This is a genomic window from Amycolatopsis sp. NPDC005232, from assembly GCF_040607795.1.
GTDB lineage: Bacteria > Actinomycetota > Actinomycetes > Mycobacteriales > Pseudonocardiaceae > Amycolatopsis.
The window spans coordinates 132434-150116 of the sequence record NZ_JBEXHL010000014.1 but is presented as its reverse complement, the minus strand read 5'-3'; the positions used below and the strand labels follow the sequence as shown (position 1 = coordinate 150116).

General features: G+C 71.3%; 16 protein-coding genes and 1 riboswitch. Of the genes, 8 read left to right on the top strand and 8 right to left on the bottom strand.

Annotated features, from left to right (window positions below; genetic code table 11):
- The first annotated feature begins 182 nt into the window (after positions 1 to 182).
- Complete coding sequence (gene rpsT / locus ABZU76_RS26200) at positions 183 to 443, top strand: 30S ribosomal protein S20 (protein WP_220242854.1); 261 nt, start codon at positions 183 to 185, stop codon at positions 441 to 443.
- Between the two features lie 248 nt (positions 444 to 691).
- Here rpsT and holA read toward each other — a convergent pair whose 3' ends face one another.
- The gene (gene holA / locus ABZU76_RS26195; RefSeq protein ID WP_220242855.1) at positions 692 to 1663 is read right to left on the bottom strand and encodes a DNA polymerase III subunit delta; all 972 of its coding nucleotides are present in this window, start codon (positions 1661 to 1663) and stop codon (positions 692 to 694) included.
- A gap of 133 nt (positions 1664 to 1796) precedes the next feature.
- A riboswitch (SAM riboswitch) is annotated at positions 1797 to 1930 on the top strand.
- A 13-nt stretch (positions 1931 to 1943) separates the two neighbouring features.
- Here holA and thrC point away from each other — a divergent pair.
- Positions 1944 to 3209: a threonine synthase gene (gene thrC / locus ABZU76_RS26190; protein ID WP_220242856.1), complete on the top strand. Its 1266-nt coding sequence runs from the start codon at positions 1944 to 1946 to the stop codon at positions 3207 to 3209.
- 24 nt (positions 3210 to 3233) lie between these two features.
- Here the strand turns inward: thrC and ABZU76_RS26185 are convergent, their stop codons facing one another.
- Both ABZU76_RS26185 and ABZU76_RS26180 read right to left on the bottom strand, forming a co-directional pair.
- Entirely contained in the window at positions 3234 to 5615 is a 2382-nt protein-coding gene (locus ABZU76_RS26185) for a ComEC/Rec2 family competence protein (protein ID WP_354874208.1), read from the bottom strand.
- Entirely contained in the window at positions 5615 to 6373 is a 759-nt protein-coding gene (locus tag ABZU76_RS26180; RefSeq protein ID WP_354873992.1) for a ComEA family DNA-binding protein, read from the bottom strand. The genes ABZU76_RS26185 and ABZU76_RS26180 overlap by 1 nt, the downstream gene beginning before the upstream one ends.
- Before the next feature lie 181 nt (positions 6374 to 6554).
- On the opposite strand from ABZU76_RS26180, the gene ABZU76_RS26175 reads away from it, so the two are divergent.
- Genes ABZU76_RS26175 through ABZU76_RS26165 form a run of 3 tightly spaced genes read left to right on the top strand, consistent with a single transcriptional unit; the run spans position 6555 to position 8443 of the window.
- Entirely contained in the window at positions 6555 to 6995 is a 441-nt protein-coding gene (locus ABZU76_RS26175; protein WP_354873990.1) for a nuclear transport factor 2 family protein, read from the top strand.
- 46 nt (positions 6996 to 7041) lie between these two features.
- Positions 7042 to 7866: an oxidoreductase gene (locus ABZU76_RS26170; RefSeq protein WP_354873988.1), complete on the top strand. Its 825-nt coding sequence runs from the start codon at positions 7042 to 7044 to the stop codon at positions 7864 to 7866.
- Positions 7867 to 7879: 13 nt separating this feature from the next.
- Positions 7880 to 8443: a helix-turn-helix domain-containing protein gene (locus ABZU76_RS26165; RefSeq protein ID WP_354873986.1), complete on the top strand. Its 564-nt coding sequence runs from the start codon at positions 7880 to 7882 to the stop codon at positions 8441 to 8443.
- Between the two features lie 23 nt (positions 8444 to 8466).
- Here ABZU76_RS26165 and ABZU76_RS26160 read toward each other — a convergent pair whose 3' ends face one another.
- Genes ABZU76_RS26160 through nadD form a run of 5 tightly spaced genes read right to left on the bottom strand, consistent with a single transcriptional unit; the run spans position 8467 to position 11727 of the window.
- Positions 8467 to 9315 (bottom strand): DegV family protein, encoded by an 849-nt coding sequence (locus tag ABZU76_RS26160; RefSeq protein WP_354873984.1) that lies wholly within the window; start codon positions 9313 to 9315, stop codon positions 8467 to 8469.
- Between the two features lie 4 nt (positions 9316 to 9319).
- Entirely contained in the window at positions 9320 to 10048 is a 729-nt protein-coding gene (gene octT, locus ABZU76_RS26155; RefSeq protein ID WP_354873982.1) for a diglucosylglycerate octanoyltransferase, read from the bottom strand.
- Between the two features lie 3 nt (positions 10049 to 10051).
- Complete coding sequence (locus ABZU76_RS26150) at positions 10052 to 10666, bottom strand: histidine phosphatase family protein (protein WP_354873980.1); 615 nt, start codon at positions 10664 to 10666, stop codon at positions 10052 to 10054.
- A complete protein-coding gene (gene rsfS / locus ABZU76_RS26145) occupies positions 10663 to 11082 on the bottom strand; it encodes a ribosome silencing factor (protein ID WP_220242864.1) in 420 nt (139 codons plus the stop codon). The genes ABZU76_RS26150 and rsfS overlap by 4 nt, the downstream gene beginning before the upstream one ends.
- Before the next feature lie 45 nt (positions 11083 to 11127).
- On the bottom strand, positions 11128 to 11727 hold the full coding sequence (gene nadD, locus ABZU76_RS26140; protein ID WP_220242865.1) for a nicotinate-nucleotide adenylyltransferase: 600 nt from the start codon (positions 11725 to 11727) through the stop codon (positions 11128 to 11130).
- Between the two features lie 423 nt (positions 11728 to 12150).
- Here nadD and ABZU76_RS26135 point away from each other — a divergent pair, with 423 nt between their 5' ends.
- From ABZU76_RS26135 to argS, 3 genes are all read left to right on the top strand, one after another.
- Complete coding sequence (locus ABZU76_RS26135) at positions 12151 to 14259, top strand: RecQ family ATP-dependent DNA helicase (RefSeq protein ID WP_354873977.1); 2109 nt, start codon at positions 12151 to 12153, stop codon at positions 14257 to 14259.
- A 325-nt stretch (positions 14260 to 14584) separates the two neighbouring features.
- On the top strand, positions 14585 to 15874 hold the full coding sequence (locus ABZU76_RS26130; RefSeq protein WP_354873975.1) for an MFS transporter: 1290 nt from the start codon (positions 14585 to 14587) through the stop codon (positions 15872 to 15874).
- 70 nt (positions 15875 to 15944) lie between these two features.
- Positions 15945 to 17672 (top strand): arginine--tRNA ligase, encoded by a 1728-nt coding sequence (argS, locus tag ABZU76_RS26125; RefSeq protein WP_354873973.1) that lies wholly within the window; start codon positions 15945 to 15947, stop codon positions 17670 to 17672.
- Positions 17673 to 17683: the final 11 nt, after the last annotated feature.

The following is a 17683-nucleotide window of genomic DNA, read 5'->3' as shown; positions in this document are numbered from 1 at the left end:
TAGCCGAACCGATCACTCCGGGCCGCCCGAGGGGCCCGCGAGCAGGCCTGTTAGGCTTTCTCGTCGTTGCCGTGCGGCATTCCGTCAGGGAGGAAACCCGGCCGCGCTTGTCTTCACGCCAGGCGCCCGGAGCCACTTCGACGCGGCAACGACCTTCACCGAGACGAAAGCAGGACGCCTTCATGGCCAACATCAAGTCCCAGATCAAGCGCATCACCACCAACGAGAAGGCCCGTCAGCGCAACCTGGCGATCCGCTCCTCGGTGAAGACCGCGATCCGCAAGTTCCGTGAGGCCGCCGACTCCGGCGACAAGACCAAGGCCCTCGAACTCCAGCGCGACGCCGCCCGCAAGCTCGACAAGGCCGTCACCAAGGGCGTCATCCACGCCAACCAGGCCGCCAACAAGAAGTCGGCTCTCGCGAAGCGCGCGAACCAGCTCTGAGCTGATCGCAGCACCCTGCCAGACCTGAAAGGGCCCGGCGACCCACTGGTCGCCGGGCTTTTCCGTGCGTTCTCCTGCTCCCCTGCGAGCAGCGTGCCTGTGCGCTGAGAAACCGCGGCGACGGTCGATCGGCCGGCGGTGGCTGTTGCGAAGTCCGCGCACCCGACCAGCGGTCCCGCCCGGCCATCTCGCAGCGGCTGTGCCTCGGGCCCGATGCCGGTGGCTCGAACCCTGCCCGCCGAGCAGCGTCAGCGTTCACCCTTGGCGGCGACGACCTCGACGACGGCGCGTTCCAGGGCGTAGTCCGCGTCCGCCGCCACACCCTTGACCTCGGCGTTCAGGCGGGCGACCACGCGCATCGCGGTGGCAAGGCCGTCCTGGCCCCAGCCGCGCGACTGGCCCTGCGCCTTGCGGATCTTCCACGGCGGCATGCCCAGCTCACCGGCCATCTGGTTCGGGTTGCCGCGGCCGGCGGCGGACACGCGGGCGATTGTGCGCACCGCGTCCGCGAGGGCGTCGGCAACCAGGACGTGCGGCACGCCCAGCTGCATGGCCCAGCGCAGCGACTCCAGGGCCGCCGCGCGGTCGCCGCCCACAGCCTTCTCCGCCACGGCGAAGCCGGTCACGTCGGCGCGGCCGGTGTGGTAGCGGCGCACGGCCTGCTCGTCGATGGCGCCACCGGTGTCGGCGACGAGCTGCGTCGCCGCGGAGGACAGCTCGCGCAGGTCGGAGCCGACGGTGTCCATCAGCGCCATCACCCCCGCGGCGTCGATCTTGCCGCCGACGCGGCGCACCTCGTTGCGCACGAACGACTCCCGATCGGCGGCCTTCGTGAGCTTCGGGCACTCGGTGATCTCCGCGCCCGCCTTTTTCAGCGCCGCGGGCAGCGCCTTGGCCGCCTTGCTGCGGCCGCCGCCGTTGTGCACGACCACGAGCACGATCCCGTCGGCGGGCGCCTTGAGGTACGCCATCACCGCGTCCGCCAGCTCCTGTGAGATGTCCTGCGCCGAGTCGAGCACGATGACCCGTCCCTCGCTGAACAGAGAGGGACTCACCAGCTCGGCGAGCACGGGCGGTGTGAGTTCGGACACCCGGTTGCGCGTCATCTCGGCCGTCGAGTCCACGGCCCGCGCGGCGTCCAGCGACGAGCGGACAGCCCGCTCGATGAGCAGTTCTTCCTCACCGAGGACGAGGTGGAGCGGCGCGGGTGCGGTGGTCACCCCGCCATCCTCTCACCCGCCCGGCCCCGCGCCCGCTGCGGTGATGTGCGCCGCCACCGTGGCACGAGGTGATCGCCATGTCGTACGGTGTACCCGAGGCAGCGCCCAGCGAGGCGCGCCGACAACTGAAGACCGCTCATCCAGAGGGGCAGAGGGAACGGCCCGAAGAAGCCCCGGCAACCGGCGTACAGCCTGTCTTCCCGAATTTGCGGGATAGCTGACGACCACGGTGCCAATTCCGGCCCGCTTTTGCGGGGCAGATGAGGAAAGGAACCTCGCGATGACCGTTACCCTCGGCACGACCTCCACCAAGAAGACCCTGGACCTCGGTCCGGCCGTCGAACTGGTGTCGAAGGAAGAGGGCCACCGGCAGCCGCTCGCCCCGGAGTTCGTCTCCGCGGAGGACTTCTCGCCGCTCGAGGTCGCCTACGACTTCGGCCGCGTGCGCCGCGAAGACATCGAGGCAGGCCCCAAGAACATCTGGCGCTACAAGAAGCTCCTTCCCGTCCCCTCGACCGTCGAGGAGATCCCGAACACCGAACCCGGCGCCACCCGCCTGGTGAAGGCCGACCGCCTCGCCAAGGCCCTGGGCCTGAAGTCCCTGTGGGTCAAGGACGACACCGGCAACCCCACGCACTCCTTCAAGGACCGCGTGGTCGCCGTCGCGCTGGCCGCGGCCCGCGAGTTCGGCTTCGAGGTCCTCGCGTGTCCCTCGACTGGCAACCTGGCCAACGCGACGGCCGCCGCCGCGGCCCGCGCCGGCTGGCGGTCGGTCGTGCTGATCCCGAAGTCGCTCGAACGCGCCAAGATCCTCACCACCGCCGTCTACGACGGTGACCTGATCGCCGTCGACGGCAACTACGACGACGTCAACCGCCTCGCCACCGAGCTCGCCGGTGAGCACCCGACGTGGGCGTTCGTCAACGTCAACGTGCGCCCCTACTACTCCGAAGGCTCCAAGACGCTCGGCTACGAGGTCGCCGAGCAGCTCGGCTGGCGCCTGCCGGAGCAGATCGTGGTGCCGATCGCGTCGGGCTCGCAGCTGACCAAGGTGGACAAGGGTTTCCGGGAGCTCGGCCAGCTCGGCCTTGTGGAAGCCAGCCCCTACAAGGTGTTCGGCGCGCAGGCCACCGGCTGCTCCCCCGTCTCGGCCGCGTTCCGCGCCGGCCACGACGTGGTCCAGCCCGTGAAGCCCGACACCATCGCCCGCTCGCTCGCGATCGGGAACCCCGCCGACGGCCCCTACGTGCTCGACGTCGTCAACCGCACCGGCGGCGCGATCGAGGACGTGAGCGACGAGGAGGTCGTCGCGGGCATCCAGCTGCTCGCACGCACCGAGGGCATCTTCACCGAGACCGCGGGCGGCGTCACCGTCGCGACCGCCAAGAAGCTCATCGAGGCCGGCAAGATCGACCCCGACGCCGAGACCGTGCTGCTCATCACCGGCGACGGCCTCAAGACGCTCGACGCCCTCGAAGGCCGCATCGGCCCCAAGGCCACCGTGCCGCCGTCGGCCGAAGCCGTGAGCAAGGCCCTCGGCCTCTGACCGCCGGGCCCGCGGGCCGCTCCCCTACCGGGGCGGCCCGCGCGGCTCACCCCGGCGCGCCACCGCCGGCCCGCCGTCGCCGGGCAGCACGGCCGTGTCGCCGTCCACATCGGTCCGCGTCACGAGCACACCCAACGTGCCCAGCACGTCCACTGTGGACTTCGCCGGGTGCCCGTAGCTGTTGCCTGCGCCCACGCTGATCATCGCCGCCCGCGCGCCCACCGCCTCGAGGAACTGAGGCAACGAGTAACGCGAGCCGTGGTGGGGAACTTTCAGCACGTCGGCATGCAGGTCCACCCCCTCGGCCAACAGGTCGGCCTGCGCGGCCAGCTCCACGTCTCCGGTCAGCAGCACCCTCCCCGCGGCCGTGGTCGCGCGGAGCACCACGGAACTGTTGTTGATCATCGTGCCGTCCTGCAGGGCGGCCGCCCGAGCCGTGACGTAGCGCGGTCCGAGCACGTCCAGCGACAGCCCCGGCCAGTCGAGCCGCTGCCCGTCGCTCAGCTCCAGCAGCGGAACGTGGTGCGTCGCCGCCTCCTGCGACACCTGCTGCCACGCCCACGCCGGCGCCCGCCCGGGCCCGACGGCGATCGCCCCCACGGCCCGGCCGTCGAACACCGACGACAGCCCGCCGATGTGGTCGGCGTGCAGGTGGCTGAGCACCAGCAGCGGGATCCGCTCCACGCCGAGCCGCCGCAGGCACTCGTCCACCGGCCCCGGTTCCGGCCCGGTGTCCACGACCACCGCCCGCCCGGGCTCGGCCGTGGCCAGCACCTCGGCGTCGCCCTGGCCGACGTCGCACTCCACCATCGCCCAGCCCTTCGGCGGCCAGCCGGGCGAGAGCACCCGCGGCGGCACCACGATCAGCAGCACCGCCACCAGCCCCATCGCCACCAGCAGCCGCGCGCGCCGGAACCGGAACGCGACCACCACCACGACCAGCACCGCGGCCGCGCACACCCCACCCCACCAGCCACCGGGCCACGTCAGCACCGCACCCGGCGCACGGGCCCCGTGTCGCGCGACGGTGATCAGCCAGCGAGCCTCCGGATCGGCCAGGTGCACCAGCACGTGCCCGGCCCCGGGCCACCACGGCCCGACCACCGTGGCCAGCACCCCGAGCACCGTGACCGGCGCGACGACCGGCGCCGCGAGCACGTTGGTCACCACCGAGACGAGACTCACCGTGCCCGCCATGCCCGCGATCACCGGCGCGGTGACCACGAACGCCGCCAACGGCACCGCGATCCCTTCCGCGTACCCCGGCGGAATCCCCCGGCGTACCAGCGAATCCGCCCATCGCGGCGCCAGCAGCACCAGCCCGGCCGTCGCGAACACCGACAACGCGAACCCGAAGTCCGCCGCCATCACCGGATCCCACGCGACGAGCACGCACACCGAGAACGCCAGCGCCGGCAACGCGGATCCACGACGGCCCAGCGCCAGCGCCAGCAGCGCCACTCCGCCCATCACCCCGGCCCGCAGCACACTCGGCGCCGGACCGACGAGAATCAGGAAACCGCCCAGGCACAATCCCGCCGCGACGGCGGACACCCGGGGCCCGATGCGGAGCAACCGGCACAACAGCAACACCGCGCCGCAGATGATCGCCACGTTCCCGCCGCTCACAGCCATCAAGTGCGTGAGCCCCGACTCCGTGAACTCCTGCTCGACCTGCTCGGGCAACGCACTCGTATCGCCCAACACCAGTCCGGGCAGCAACCCCGCAGGCTCCTCCGGCAACACCGCGCACAACTCGTGCAGCCCTGCTCGCAACGCCGCGGCCGCCCGCTGCCACCACGGCGCCCGCGTGACCCCGACCGGAGCGCCCTGAAGGTAGACGACCGCCGCCGTCAGCTCACCCCCGCGTGCCGGCGCCAGGCGACCCGACGCCGTGACCTCCTGGCCCGGCAGGAGATCACCCCATCCGGCCACCGGCGCGAGCAGCAGGACCCGGCCGGTGGACTCCACCGCCCGACCGTCCACAGTGGCCGATTCAACCCGGGCGTCGATGACGACCGATCGGGTACCCGCCTGCTGATCGGCGTAGCCCGCGCTGTGGATCGGCCGCGGCCGCTCGGTGACCTCGACGCGGAGCGTGGCGGTCACGCCGTGCGCTGCGGCTTGGCCGAGCGTGTCCTGTTCAGCTCCCCGGATGCGCCACGCCGTCGGCAGCGCCACGACGAGCCCCAAAACCAACAGCGCGCCGGCCGCGCCGAGCCACCGCCCACGCCGCCGCGCGAGCAATACCGCCGACAAAACCGCTGCCACAACCCCGAAAACCTCGGCCGCCCACCACCCGAGCCGCAGGCCCGCCAGGGTGCCGCCCCAGGCCGCCAACGCTGCCGGGACGAGCCGAAGGTCGTGGTCACGCCACGACGGCGCGGCTTCCGGCTGGACGAACATCATCCGACCGTCACCTGCTCGCGCAGCTTCTCGAACTTGCTTTCGCCGATGCCTTCGACGTCGCGAAGTTGTTCGACGCTGGAGAAGCCGCCGTGCTGCGTGCGCCAGTCGATGATGCGGCCGGCGGTGACCTCGCCGACGCCGGGCAGGGTGTCGAGTTGCTCGGGGGTGGCCGAGTTGAGGTCGAGTTTGCCCGGAGCCGCGCCGGCGCCGGCCGGTGCCGAGGACGCGACCGTGATTCCGACGGCCAACTGCTCGCCATCGGTGAGCTTGCGGGCGAGGTTCAGGCTCGACAGATCAGTGCCGGGGTCCGCGCCGCCGGCGGCCCGCACCGCGTCGGCCACCCGCGAGCCGGCCGGAACGGTGACGAGGCCGGGCGCGCGGACGTGGCCGATCACGCTGATCACCAGCGTCGCGGACGCCGAAGACGCCGAAGACGCCGGCGCCGCGACGGAAGGGTGCGCTTTCGCGCTCGGCAGCGACGGCGCCACCTCCATCGCGGGCGAGCCGCTGAACACCGCGAAGCCCGCGGCGATCAGCACAGCCACGACCACCAGCCCCAGCACGACGAGGACTCGGGGACTTTTCAGCACGCCGGGCAGACCCGGGTGGGCCGGATCGGCGCCGCCGGGCAGCCAGCGCCGGACCAGCCGGCCGCCGGGCCCGACGGTGCGTGGGCCCGCCGCCAACTGGTCGGCCAGCCAGGCGAGCCTGGCGTTCACGGGAGTGCCCGGATCACGGGCGGTCTGCTCGAACACACGTGCGACGCTAGGCGCTGATCGACACCGGCCACCAGGCCGAATCCGCCAGCCTGTGGATAACTGCCCCCTTGTGGACAACTCGGCCTCGGCGACCGCTGAACGCCGGTTCCGGTCGGCCCCCGGTGCGATGCTGACGCCCATCGCCACCCTCGACGGCGCTCCGCGGGAAGGACCCACCATGACGAACGAAGCCGAGATCCGCGCCCTGATCGAAAACTGGGCCACTGCCGTTCACACGGGAGATCTCGACGGCGTCCTCGCCGACCACTCCGAGGGCATCGTGATGTTCGACGTCCCGCCGCCCCACGAAGGAGTCCGCGGGATCGACGCGTACCGCGAGACCTGGCCACCGTTTTTCGTTTGGCAAGCGGAAGGCGCGACGTTCACCATCCTGGAGCTCGACGTGACCGCGGGCGACGACGTGGCGTTCGCCTGGGCACTCCTACGCTGCGGCACCTCCGCCGATCCACCGGGCCATCACCTTCGGCTGACCATCGGCCTACGCAAGGACCAGGGCCGCTGGGTGGTGACGCACGAGCACCACTCGTTCGCCGCCGTCGACGGTGACACTGCCGAAAACAACCTCCGTGAAATCCACCCGGTTGAAAGTGAACGATGACTCATGATAAACCTGAGTCCTGGTTCACATTCAGGAGGTGACGGTCATGGCCCCCAAGGTCGCCCTGGTCACGGGCGCGTCGTCGGGTATCGGAGAGTCCACCGCGCGAGAGCTGCTGGAGCGTGGTTACACGGTCTATGGCGCCGCGCGAAGGGTGGAGCGGATGGCGGACCTCGCCGAACGCGGAGTGCGGACGATCGCGCTGGACGTGACGGACGAGGAGTCGGTGGAGAAGGCCGTGGCGGCGATCGTCGCGGAGTCCGGCCGGATCGATCTGCTGGTGAACAACGCCGGCTACGGCTCGTATGGCGCGGTCGAAGACGTGCCCTTGTCGGAGGCCCGCTACCAGTTCGAGGTGAACGTGTTCGGGGCCGCGCGGCTGATCCAGCTCGTGCTGCCGGTGATGCGAGCGCAACGCTCGGGCCGGATCGTGAACATCTCCTCGATGGGCGGCAAGATCTACACCCCGCTGGGCGCCTGGTACCACGGCACGAAGTTCGCCCTGGAGGGGTTCTCCGACTCGCTGCGGATGGAGGTGCGGCCGTTCGGGATCGACGTGGTCGTGGTCGAGCCCGGCGGAATCGCGACGGAGTGGGGCAACATCGCCGTGGACCACTTGACGGAGGTCTCCGGCGAGGGCGCGTATTCGGACCTGGCCGGGAAGCTGGCGAAGGGCATGAACTCGGGCATCAACGCGCGGATGATGTCCCGGCCGTCCGTGATCGCGAAGACCGTCGCCAAGGCTGCGACTGCTCGGCGCCCGCGCACACGTTACGCTGCGGGTTTCGGCGCGAAGCCCTTGATTTTCCTGCGCCGCGCCCTGCCCGACCGCGCTTTCGACACCCTGATCATGAGGGCCCTCGCGAGCTGACCACGGAGAGCCGATGGAGCCGTCCCGCCCGCTGCGCGCCGACGCGGTGCGCAACCGCACGAAGATCCTCGACGCGGCGCGGGAGCAGATCACCCGGCTCGGCCCCGACGTCCCGATGGACACGATCGCCGAGGCCGCGGGGGTCGCCGTGGGCACGTTGTACCGGCACTTCCCGACGAAAACCGACCTCGTCACGGCGGTGATCGGCGAGCACAGCGAACTGATCACCGAGGCGATCGAGGCGGCGGCCGAGCGGGTGGCCGGCGGCGCCGACGCGATGGGCGAGATCTCGGCGCTGGTGAGCCACATCGTCGACGCGGCGGCCGACGACCGGGCGGTGAAGGCCGCGGCGCAGAACGTCGGGGCGGAGTACCTCACACCCGAACAGGAGAGCCGCAGCCGCGCGGCCACAACGCGGATGATCAAGGTCGCCCAGCGCGACGGCAGGCTGCGTGAGGACGTGACCGCCGACGACTTCTACCTGCTCATCCTCACGGCGCCAACGGACGTCGAGCCGGCGGTGCGGGCACGGTGGCTGGAGCTGTTCCTCGCGGGCTTCGCCACCGGCAAGGGCTGAAAACCCTTACCGGCCAAGGAGGATCACCGCTCCCGCTGCACGACCACCCCGAGCACGCCCGGTCCGGTGTGCGCGCCGATCACGGCGCCCAGCTCCGACACCACGCAGCCGCCGGCGCAGCCGGGCACGGCTTCCTCCAGGCGGTTGGCCAGCTCGACAGCTCGTTCCGGCGAGGCGAGGTGGTGCACGGCGAGCTCGACCGGGCCTTCACCGGCCGCCTTCACCGCGAGCTCGACCAGCCGCCCCATGGCCCGGTTCATGGTCCGGACCTTTTCCAGCGGAAGGATGCGCCCTTCGGACATGTGCAACACCGGCTTCACCGCGAGCGCCGTGCCCAGCAGCGCCGCGGCCGGCCCGATGCGGCCCCCACGGCGCAGGTGCTCGAGCGTCTCGACCACGAAGAGCGTGGAAGAGCGCCCGGCGGCGTCGACCGCGGCCGCCTCGACGTCGACCGCCGACTTGCCCGCGGTGGCGGCCACCGCGGCGTGCAGCGCGGCGAACCCGAGCCCCATGGCCGTGGTGCGGGAGTCGACCACGCGCACGAGGTCCGGACCGACTTCCTGGGCGGCGAGCACGGCGGCTTCCCACGTGCCGGAGAGCTCTTTGGACAGATGCACCGACACCACGGACTCGGCGCCGTCGTCGAGCGCGGCCTGGAAGACGGTCGCGAACTCGCCGGGCGTGGGCCGTGACGTGGTGACGATTTTGCGCTCCCCCAGCGCTTCCGCGAGCGCGGCGGGGCCCATCTCGGTGCCGTCGTAGGAGACGGCACCGTCGACGAGGACGTGCAGGGGCACCACGCGCACCGAGTGCCGGTCGGCGAAGCCCTCCGGCAGATGAGCGGTGGAGTCCGTGACCACGGCTACCGACACGCCGTCAGCCTACGTGGCCGGGGCGCAAAGACGGTGTCATCAGCTTCGCCATGGCCGTGCCGACTGCTTCGTGGCCCGCCCAGCCCCAGTGCATGCCGTCGGGGTTGCCCTCGCCGTCGAGCACGTGATCACCCACGACGGCGGGGAGATCGAGCAGCGGCACGTCCAGGCGCGCGCCCCACGCGGCCATCGCGGCGGCCGCGGCAGGGCGGGCGGTGTGGACGCGGCCGTACGCGTCGGCGCGGTGCACCGACGGCAGCATCCCGAAGATCGGCAGCTCGGGCCGCAACACGCGCAACGCCTCCACGGCGAGGTCGAGGTAGTGCACGGTCAGCTTCGCGGGCAGCACCGTGGGCCGGCCCCGCAACACGACGGACAACCGCGGTTGCGCGGCCAGATACGCGCCGCGCACGACGCGGCGCACACCGTCGGGACGGAGGTAACGCAAGCCGGTGCGGAGGTACGTCGGCAGCGGCGACGGGAGCGTGTCCATGCTGCCGATCGCCAGCACGACGGCGTCCGCGTGGTGCAGATCGGCCCACACTCGGGGGTCACCGGTCAGGGACCACCACACGTCGCGCGCGGTCCAGCCGATGCCGGCGACCACGTCGGCGCGCCCGTCGAGCGCGGTGGCCGCGACGTTGGGCCACAGGCGTGGTTCGTCCGCGGCACAGGGCCCAACGGGTCCGTGGAAGCTCAGCGAATCACCGAAGACGAGCAGGTGCGGGCCCATCGATCAGCCGGTGATCCCCGCGTTGTACGCATACAGCCGCCAGGCGCCGTCGCGGCGGCCGAGCTCCACCCAGTGGCAGTTCATGATCCCGCCGAGCGACGGCCAGATCTCGATCGGCAGGCCGAGCAGCTTCGCCGTGAGCGCCACGATCAGACCACCGTGCGACGCGAGCAGCACCGACTCGCCGGCGTCGGAATTCGGCTGCAGCAGGTCGTTCACGACCTCGCCCGCGCGACCGGCGACGTCCACTCGGGACTCTCCGCCCGGCGGCGCCCACGCGGCGTCGGTGCGCCACTTGTCGCGCTCACCGGGGTACGCGGCGTCGACCTCGGGGCCGGTCATGCCCTGCCACTCACCCAGGTGCGTCTCGCGCAGCCGCTTGTCGATGCGCAGCGGCACGCCGATGGCTTCGGTGAGCACGGTGGCCGTGTCGGTCGCGCGGTGCAGGTCCGACGCGATCACCAGATCGGGCGAGAACCGCGCGAGCGCGGGAACGGCGAAGCGCGCCTGGTTCCAGCCGACCGGGGTCAGCGCGGAGTCGAGGTGTCCCTGCATGCGGCCGGCGGCGTTGTAGTCCGTTTCGCCGTGCCGCCAGAGCAGCAGCCGCTTCAGGCTCACGCGTCCAGGCCGTCCGCGCTGTCCGCGGCGGCGTCGCGATCGGCCGCGGCGGCGGGCTCGAGCCCTTCGACCTCGATGCGCGGGCAGTCCTTCCACAGCCGCTCCAGGCCGTAGAACGAGCGCTCTTCCTGGTGCTGCACGTGGACGACGACGTCGACGTAGTCCAGCAGCACCCAGCGGCCTTCGCGGGCACCTTCGCGGCGGACCGGCTTGTGCCCGCCGATGCGCAGCTTCTCCTCGACGTTGTCGACGATCGCACCGACCTGCCGCTCGTTGGCCGCGGACGCGATCACGAAAGCGTCGGTGATCACGAGCTGGTCGGACACGTCCAGCACGACCACGTCGCTGGCCAGCTTGTCGGCTGCCGCGTGCGCGGCCGCGACGGCCAGCTCTCGTGCCTCGGACGTCGCTGCCACAGTGCTCCTTCAGGGTTCGGGGTACGCCCGGACGAGGGTACCCGGTCACTCACCTCGGTCTTTGCGGTACAGGTCCTTCTTGGCGATGTAGCGGACCACGCCGTCGGGCACGAGGTACCAGACGGGCTCGCCGCGCTCCACCCGCTCGCGGCAGGCGGTGGACGAGATCGCCATCGCCGTGACCTCGACGAGGCTGACTTTGCCGCTCGGCAGGTGGTGGGAGTTGAGGCGGTAGCCGGGGCGTGTGACGCCGATGAAGTGCGCGAAGTTGAACAGCTCGTCGGCCTTGTGCCAGGTGAGGATCTGCTCCAGCGCGTCGGCGCCGGTGATGAAGAACAGCTGGTCGTCCGGGTACTCCTCGTGCAGGTCCCGCAACGTGTCGACGGTGTAGGTCTGGCCGCCGCGGTCGATGTCGACGCGGCTCACGGAGAACACCGGGTTGGACGCGGTGGCGATCACCGTCATCAGGTAGCGGTCCTCGGCGCGGGTCACGACGCGCTCGGACTTCTGCCACGGCTGCCCGGTCGGGACGAAGATGACCTCGTCCAGCGCGAAGCGCGACTGGACCTCGCTGGCCGCGACGAGGTGACCGTGGTGCACGGGGTCGAACGTGCCGCCCATGACCCCGATCCGGCGTGGTGACATAGCCGGTGAGCCTAATACGCGCGAGCGCGCGAGGGCTCCCCGTTCGAGCTGCGACCTGCGCACTGTGCTGCGTGTTACCACTCCGACCACAGCCACGGCCGGAACGGTTTTGTGACGCGGCGGCGTCCGGTTGGGTGCCCACCTGCTTTTGGCCGGATCGGCAACGCGCGAACCCGGCCTTCCCGCTCCCCAGGAGGAGGCCGGGCCCGCGCGCCACGCTCCGGCGGTCAAGGGGGCATCGCCGGGCGACCGGTCACCTCCCCCGAGAGGCACCGGTTGCCGAGGAGAGCTCGGAACGCCGGGCGCCTTACGCGAGTCCTGATTGTGACTTGACTCACATAACTGTGGGTATTCGATCGCGAACGGTCCGTTCGTGCCCCGTCCGACTCCCGTTCTGTCGGCCGCATGGGGTAGACCGGGGACGTGGACACCACCGAAGCCCTTCGCGAGCGTGCCGAGACCCTGCTGCGGTCGCTCGCCGGCGAAACCGCGACCCTGCGCGAAGACCAGTGGACGGCGATCGAGGCCCTCGTCGCCCACCACCGGCGCGCGCTCGTCGTGCAGCGCACCGGGTGGGGCAAGTCGGCCGTGTACTTCCTGGCCACGGCCCTGCTCCGCGAGCAGGGCGCCGGTCCGACCGTCATCGTCTCGCCCCTGCTGGCGCTCATGCGCAACCAGATCTCGGCGGCCGCGCGCGCCGGGATCCACGCGGCCACGATCAACTCGGCCAACGCGCAGGAGTGGGACCAGGTGCAGGCGTCGGTGGTTGCCGGCGACGTCGACGTGCTGCTGGTGAGCCCCGAACGGCTCAACAACCCCGATTTCCGCGACGCCGTGCTGCCGAAGCTCACCGCGAGCGCCGGGCTGCTCGTGGTGGACGAGGCGCACTGCATCTCGGACTGGGGCCACGACTTCCGGCCCGACTACCGCCGGCTGCGCACGCTGCTGGGCGACCTGCCCGACGGCGTGCCGGTGCTGGCCACGACGGCGACGGCCAACGACCGCGTGGCCACCGACGTCGCCGACCAGCTCGGCATCGGCACCGGCGGCGACACGCTCGTGCTGCGCGGTCCGCTCGACCGCGAGAGCCTGCGGCTGGCCGTGGCCGAACTGCCGACCGACCAGGCGCGTCTGGCGTGGCTCGCCGAGCACTTGGCCGAGCTGCCCGGGTCCGGCATCATCTACACGCTCACGGTCGCGGCGGCCCACGACGTCGCGGCGCTGCTCGGCGAGCGCGGCTACCCGGTGGCGGCGTACACGGGCAAGACCGATCCGGCCGACCGCCAGGCCGCGGAAGACGACCTGCTGGCCAACCGGGTCAAGGCGCTCGTGGCCACGTCGGCGCTCGGGATGGGCTTCGACAAACCGGACCTCGGGTTCGTGGTGCACCTGGGCGCGCCGTCGTCGCCGATCGCTTACTACCAGCAGGTCGGGCGCGCGGGCCGCGGTGTGGAGCGCGCGGAGGTCGTGCTTTTGCCGGGCCGCGAGGACAAGGCGATCTGGGCGTACTTCGGCTCGCTGGCGTTCCCCGATGAGCTGCGGGTGTCGCAGGTGCTGAACTCGCTCGCGTACGCCGACCGTCCACTGTCGACTGCCGCGCTGGAGCCGACCGTGGAGCTGTCGCGCTCGCGGCTGGAGATGGTGCTGAAGGTGCTCGACGTCGACGGCGCGGTGCGGCGCGTGCGCGGCGGCTGGGAGAGCACGGGCCAGGAATGGCAGTACGACCGCGACCGCTACGCCCGGGTCGCGAAAGCGCGCGAGGCCGAGCAGTCGGCGATGCTCGGCTACATCGCCACGACCGGCTGCCGCATGGAGTACCTGCGCCGCCAGCTCGACGACCCGGACGCGGCGCCGTGCGGCCGCTGCGACAACTGCACCGGGCAGCACTGGGACACCGCGGTGTCGGAGGAGGTCGTGGGCGCCACGCGCGAACGGCTGGACCGGCCGGGCGTCGAGGTGGCGCCGCGCAAACAGTGGCCCAGCGGAATGAAGGGGCTCGACGTGCCGCTGTCGGGCCGCATCGCCGCCACCGAGCAGGCCGAGCCGGGCCAGGTGCTGGGCCGCCTCACCGACGTCGGCTGGGGCTCGCGGCTGCGCGAGCTCGTCGGGCCGGGCGCGGTGGACGACATGGTTCCGGAGTCGGTGTTCCAGGCCTGCGTGAAGGTTCTGGCGGCGTGGCCGTGGGCGGAGCGCCCGACGGCCGTCGTGGCCGTGCCGTCGGCGACCCGGCCGGTCCTGGTGGCGAACCTGGCGGAGCGGCTCGCGACCGTCGGCCGCCTGGAGCACCTCGGCACGCTGGACTCCGCCGGCCCGCCCCCGCGGCAGGCCAACAGCGCCCAGCGCCTCGCCGACCTCTGGCAGCGCCTCTCCCTGCCCGACGACGTCGCCGCCCGCGTCGCCGACACCCCCGGCCCCATCCTCCTCGTGGACGACGTCATCGACACCGGCTGGACCATGACCCTGGCTTCCCGCCTCCTCCGCAAGGCGGGCGCGAAGGCGGTGTTGCCCTTCGGTTTGGCCAGCACCTCCTGACCTCGCGCACGACCCGACGAGCTGCTCGGCGGCAGTGACACGCGGAGCCGCCGCAACCGCGATCCGCGCACACGGGCGACCAGCCCGCCGGCACCCGATCGGCCATCGCCGCTGCCGGCAGCCGCGGTAAGTCTGGCGGCGGGCGCGAAGGCGGTGTTGCCCTTCGGTTTGGCCACCACCTCCTGACTCGGGAGCAAGGCCGCGACCATGGGTCCAGACCAGCGAAGACGTCCAACCAGAACCACTTCCGGTCGGTGAAGAACTACCGATCTCCCGGCATTTCTGGCACAGTGCCCTTCCACCCGAGCGGGACGTGGAGGTCGCCATGGCCGGATCGACGGCGGAGGTCGCGACGAGGCACCGGTTGCCGGTGCGGAAGTTGTTCGCCGCCAGTGCCGGGAATGCGCTGGAATGGTTCGACTGGACGATCTACGCGACGTTCAGCATCTACTTCGCGAGCGCGTTCTTCCCCTCCAGCAACGAAGCGCTTGCGTTGATCAACACGTTCGCCACTTACGCGCTCGCGTTCTTCTTCCGGCCGCTGGGCGGGGTGCTGCTCGGGCGGTTCGCGGACGTGCACGGGCGCAAGCCGGCGATGATCCTGACCATCGCGCTCATGGCGGGCGGGTCGGTGGCGATCGGGGTGTTGCCGACGTTCGCGCAGGTGGGCTGGCTCGCGCCGGTACTGTTGCTGCTCGCAAGGGTGGCGCAGGGGATTTCGCTGGGTGGCGAGGTGTCGAACGCGTCGGCGTACCTCGGGGAGATCGCGCCGGCGAAGAGGCGCGGGCGGTACTCGTCGTTCTTCTACATCTCCACCGGGTCGGCGGTGCTGATCGCGACCGTGCTGGGGTTCGTGCTGGCGCGCACGATGGACAAGGCGCAGCTCGCGTCGTTCGGCTGGCGGATCCCGTTCCTGCTGGGCGGGGTGCTGGGGCTCGTCGGACTGTGGTTGCGGCGCAGCCTCGCGGAAACCGAGCTGTTCGAACAAAAGAAGGAGCAGGCGCGACGCGTCGAGCGGCCGTTGCTGACCACGCTGACGCACCACCCCAAGGCCGTCGGGCAGCTCGTGGGCTTCACGATGCTGTCCACGCTTTGCTACTACACCTTCTTCAGCGCCCTCACCTCCTTCGCCGTGAAGACGCGCGGGGCGAGCGACGTCGACGTGTTCCTCGCGCTCTCGATCGCCACCGCGCTGTTCGTGGCGCTGCAGTACCCGATGGGCGCGCTCGCCGACCGCGTCGGGCGCCGGCCGCAGCTGCTCGTGTGGTCGGGCGCGACGGCGCTGGTGATCGTGCCGCTGTCGTTCCTCGTGCGGCCCGGGCTCGGTGGTCTGCTCGTGGTGTTCTGCGTGGGGCTGGGCCTCTACACGGCGATGACGTCGCTCGCGCCCGCGATCATGAGCGAGCTCTTCCCCACCGAGCTGCGCGGACTGGGCATCGGGGCTTGGTACAACCTCACCGTCGCGCTGTTCGGCGGGACGGCACCCCTGGTTCTCAGCGCCCTGTCCGCGGCCGGCGCGGCCACGGCGTTCTTCTGGTACGTCGCGGTCGCCGCGGCCATCGCGTTCCTCGTGGTGCTGCGCCTGCCCGAGACGAAGGGCAGCGAACTGCGGTAATCCCTTCGAGCCCGCTTCGGCCGAGTCGCTACGCTGCGGCGAATCGACTACGCGAAGAAGGAGGGACACCGTGCGCAAGCCCGAGGTTAGTGAGGAACTCGCCCGACGCGTGGTGGACGCCCTCCACCACGCGCTCGACGTCGACATCGCCCCGGCCGACGCGCTCATCACCGTCTCGACCCGCGACGGCGTGGACTACCAGTGCAACCTCGCGATGAGCCTGGGCAAACGCCTCGGCCGCCCGCCGCGCGAAGTCGCCGCGGCCATCGTCGAGCACCTCGAGATCACCGACCTCGCCGCGCTGCCGGAGATCGCCGGACCCGGCTTCCTCAACTTCGTACTCCGCCGCGAATGGCTCGAAAACAGCGTCAACGCACTCGGCAACGACCCGAGGCTCGGCGTCGAGCCCGCCACGGAACCGCGGCGCATCGCGCTGGACTACAGCAGCCCCAACGTCGCCAAGGAAATGCACGTCGGCCACTTGCGCTCGTCGGTGATCGGCGACGCGATCGTACGGCTGCTGCGCTTCGCCGGCCACGAAGTGCTGCCCCACAACCACCTCGGCGACTGGGGCACCCCGTTCGGCATGCTCATCGAGCACCTGCTCGACGAACCGCCCGCCGGGCCCAGCGGCATCGGCGACCTCAACGAGTTCTACCAAGCCGCGCGCCGGAAGTTCGACTCCGACGAAGCGTTCGCCACCCGCTCGCGCGAGCGCGTCGTGAAGCTGCAGAGCGGCGACACCGAGACGCTCGCCACGTGGCAGGGGCTCGTCGACGAGTCCACCCGCCACTTCAACGAGGTTTACCACCTGCTCGGCATCACCCTCACCGACGAAGACATCTACGGCGAGAGCTTCTACAACCCCTACCTCGCCAAGGTTGTCGACGAGCTGGAGGCCGACGGGCTCACCGAGCTCAGCGACGGCGCGGTCTGCGTGTTCCCCGAAGGCTTCCACAACCGCGAAGGCGACCGGCTGCCGCTGATCGTGCGCAAGCGCGACGGTGGCTACGGCTACGCGGCCACCGACCTCGCCACCGCGAAGTACTGGACCACCGAACGCGGCGCCACCGACCTGCTCTACGTCGTCGGCACGCCGCAGGCCCAGCACTTCGCGATGCTCTTCGCCGTCTGCCGCGCCGCGGGCTGGCTCGACGGAGTGCACGCCGAGCACATCGGCTTCGGCTCCGTTCTCGGCGCCGACGGCAAAGTGATGCGCACGCGCGCCGGCGAGACGATCAAGCTCGCCGACTTGCTGGGCGAGGCCGTCGCGCAAGCCGCCGACGTCGTCGCCGAACGCAGTGAGCTCAGCGAGGCCGAACAGCACGAGGTGGCGCGCGCCGTCGGCATCGGCGCGGTGAAGTACGCCGACCTCTCCGGCGACCGTGAGCGCGACTACGTGTTCGACTGGGACCGCATGCTGGCCAAGGACGGCAACACGTCGGTCTACCTGCAGTACGCGCACGCGCGGATCGAGTCGATCCTCGCCAAGGCGGGCGACCAGAGCACTGGCGCCCCGGTCACCCTGGCCGAGCCGGCCGAACGCGCACTCGCCCTCACGCTGCTGCGATTCGGCGAGGCCCTCCGCTCGGCGACCAGCGCGTACGCGCCGCACAAGCTGTGTACGTACCTCTACGAGACGGCCGTGACCTTCTCCCGCTTCTACGAGCAGTGCCCGGTTCTGGCCGCCGAGACGCCGGCGCTGCGTGCCTCGCGAGTGCAGCTGGCCACGCTGACGTCGCGAACCCTCGTGCTCGGCCTGGAACTGCTCGGCATCGAGGCCCCGCGCCGGCTCTGATCGCGGGCGCT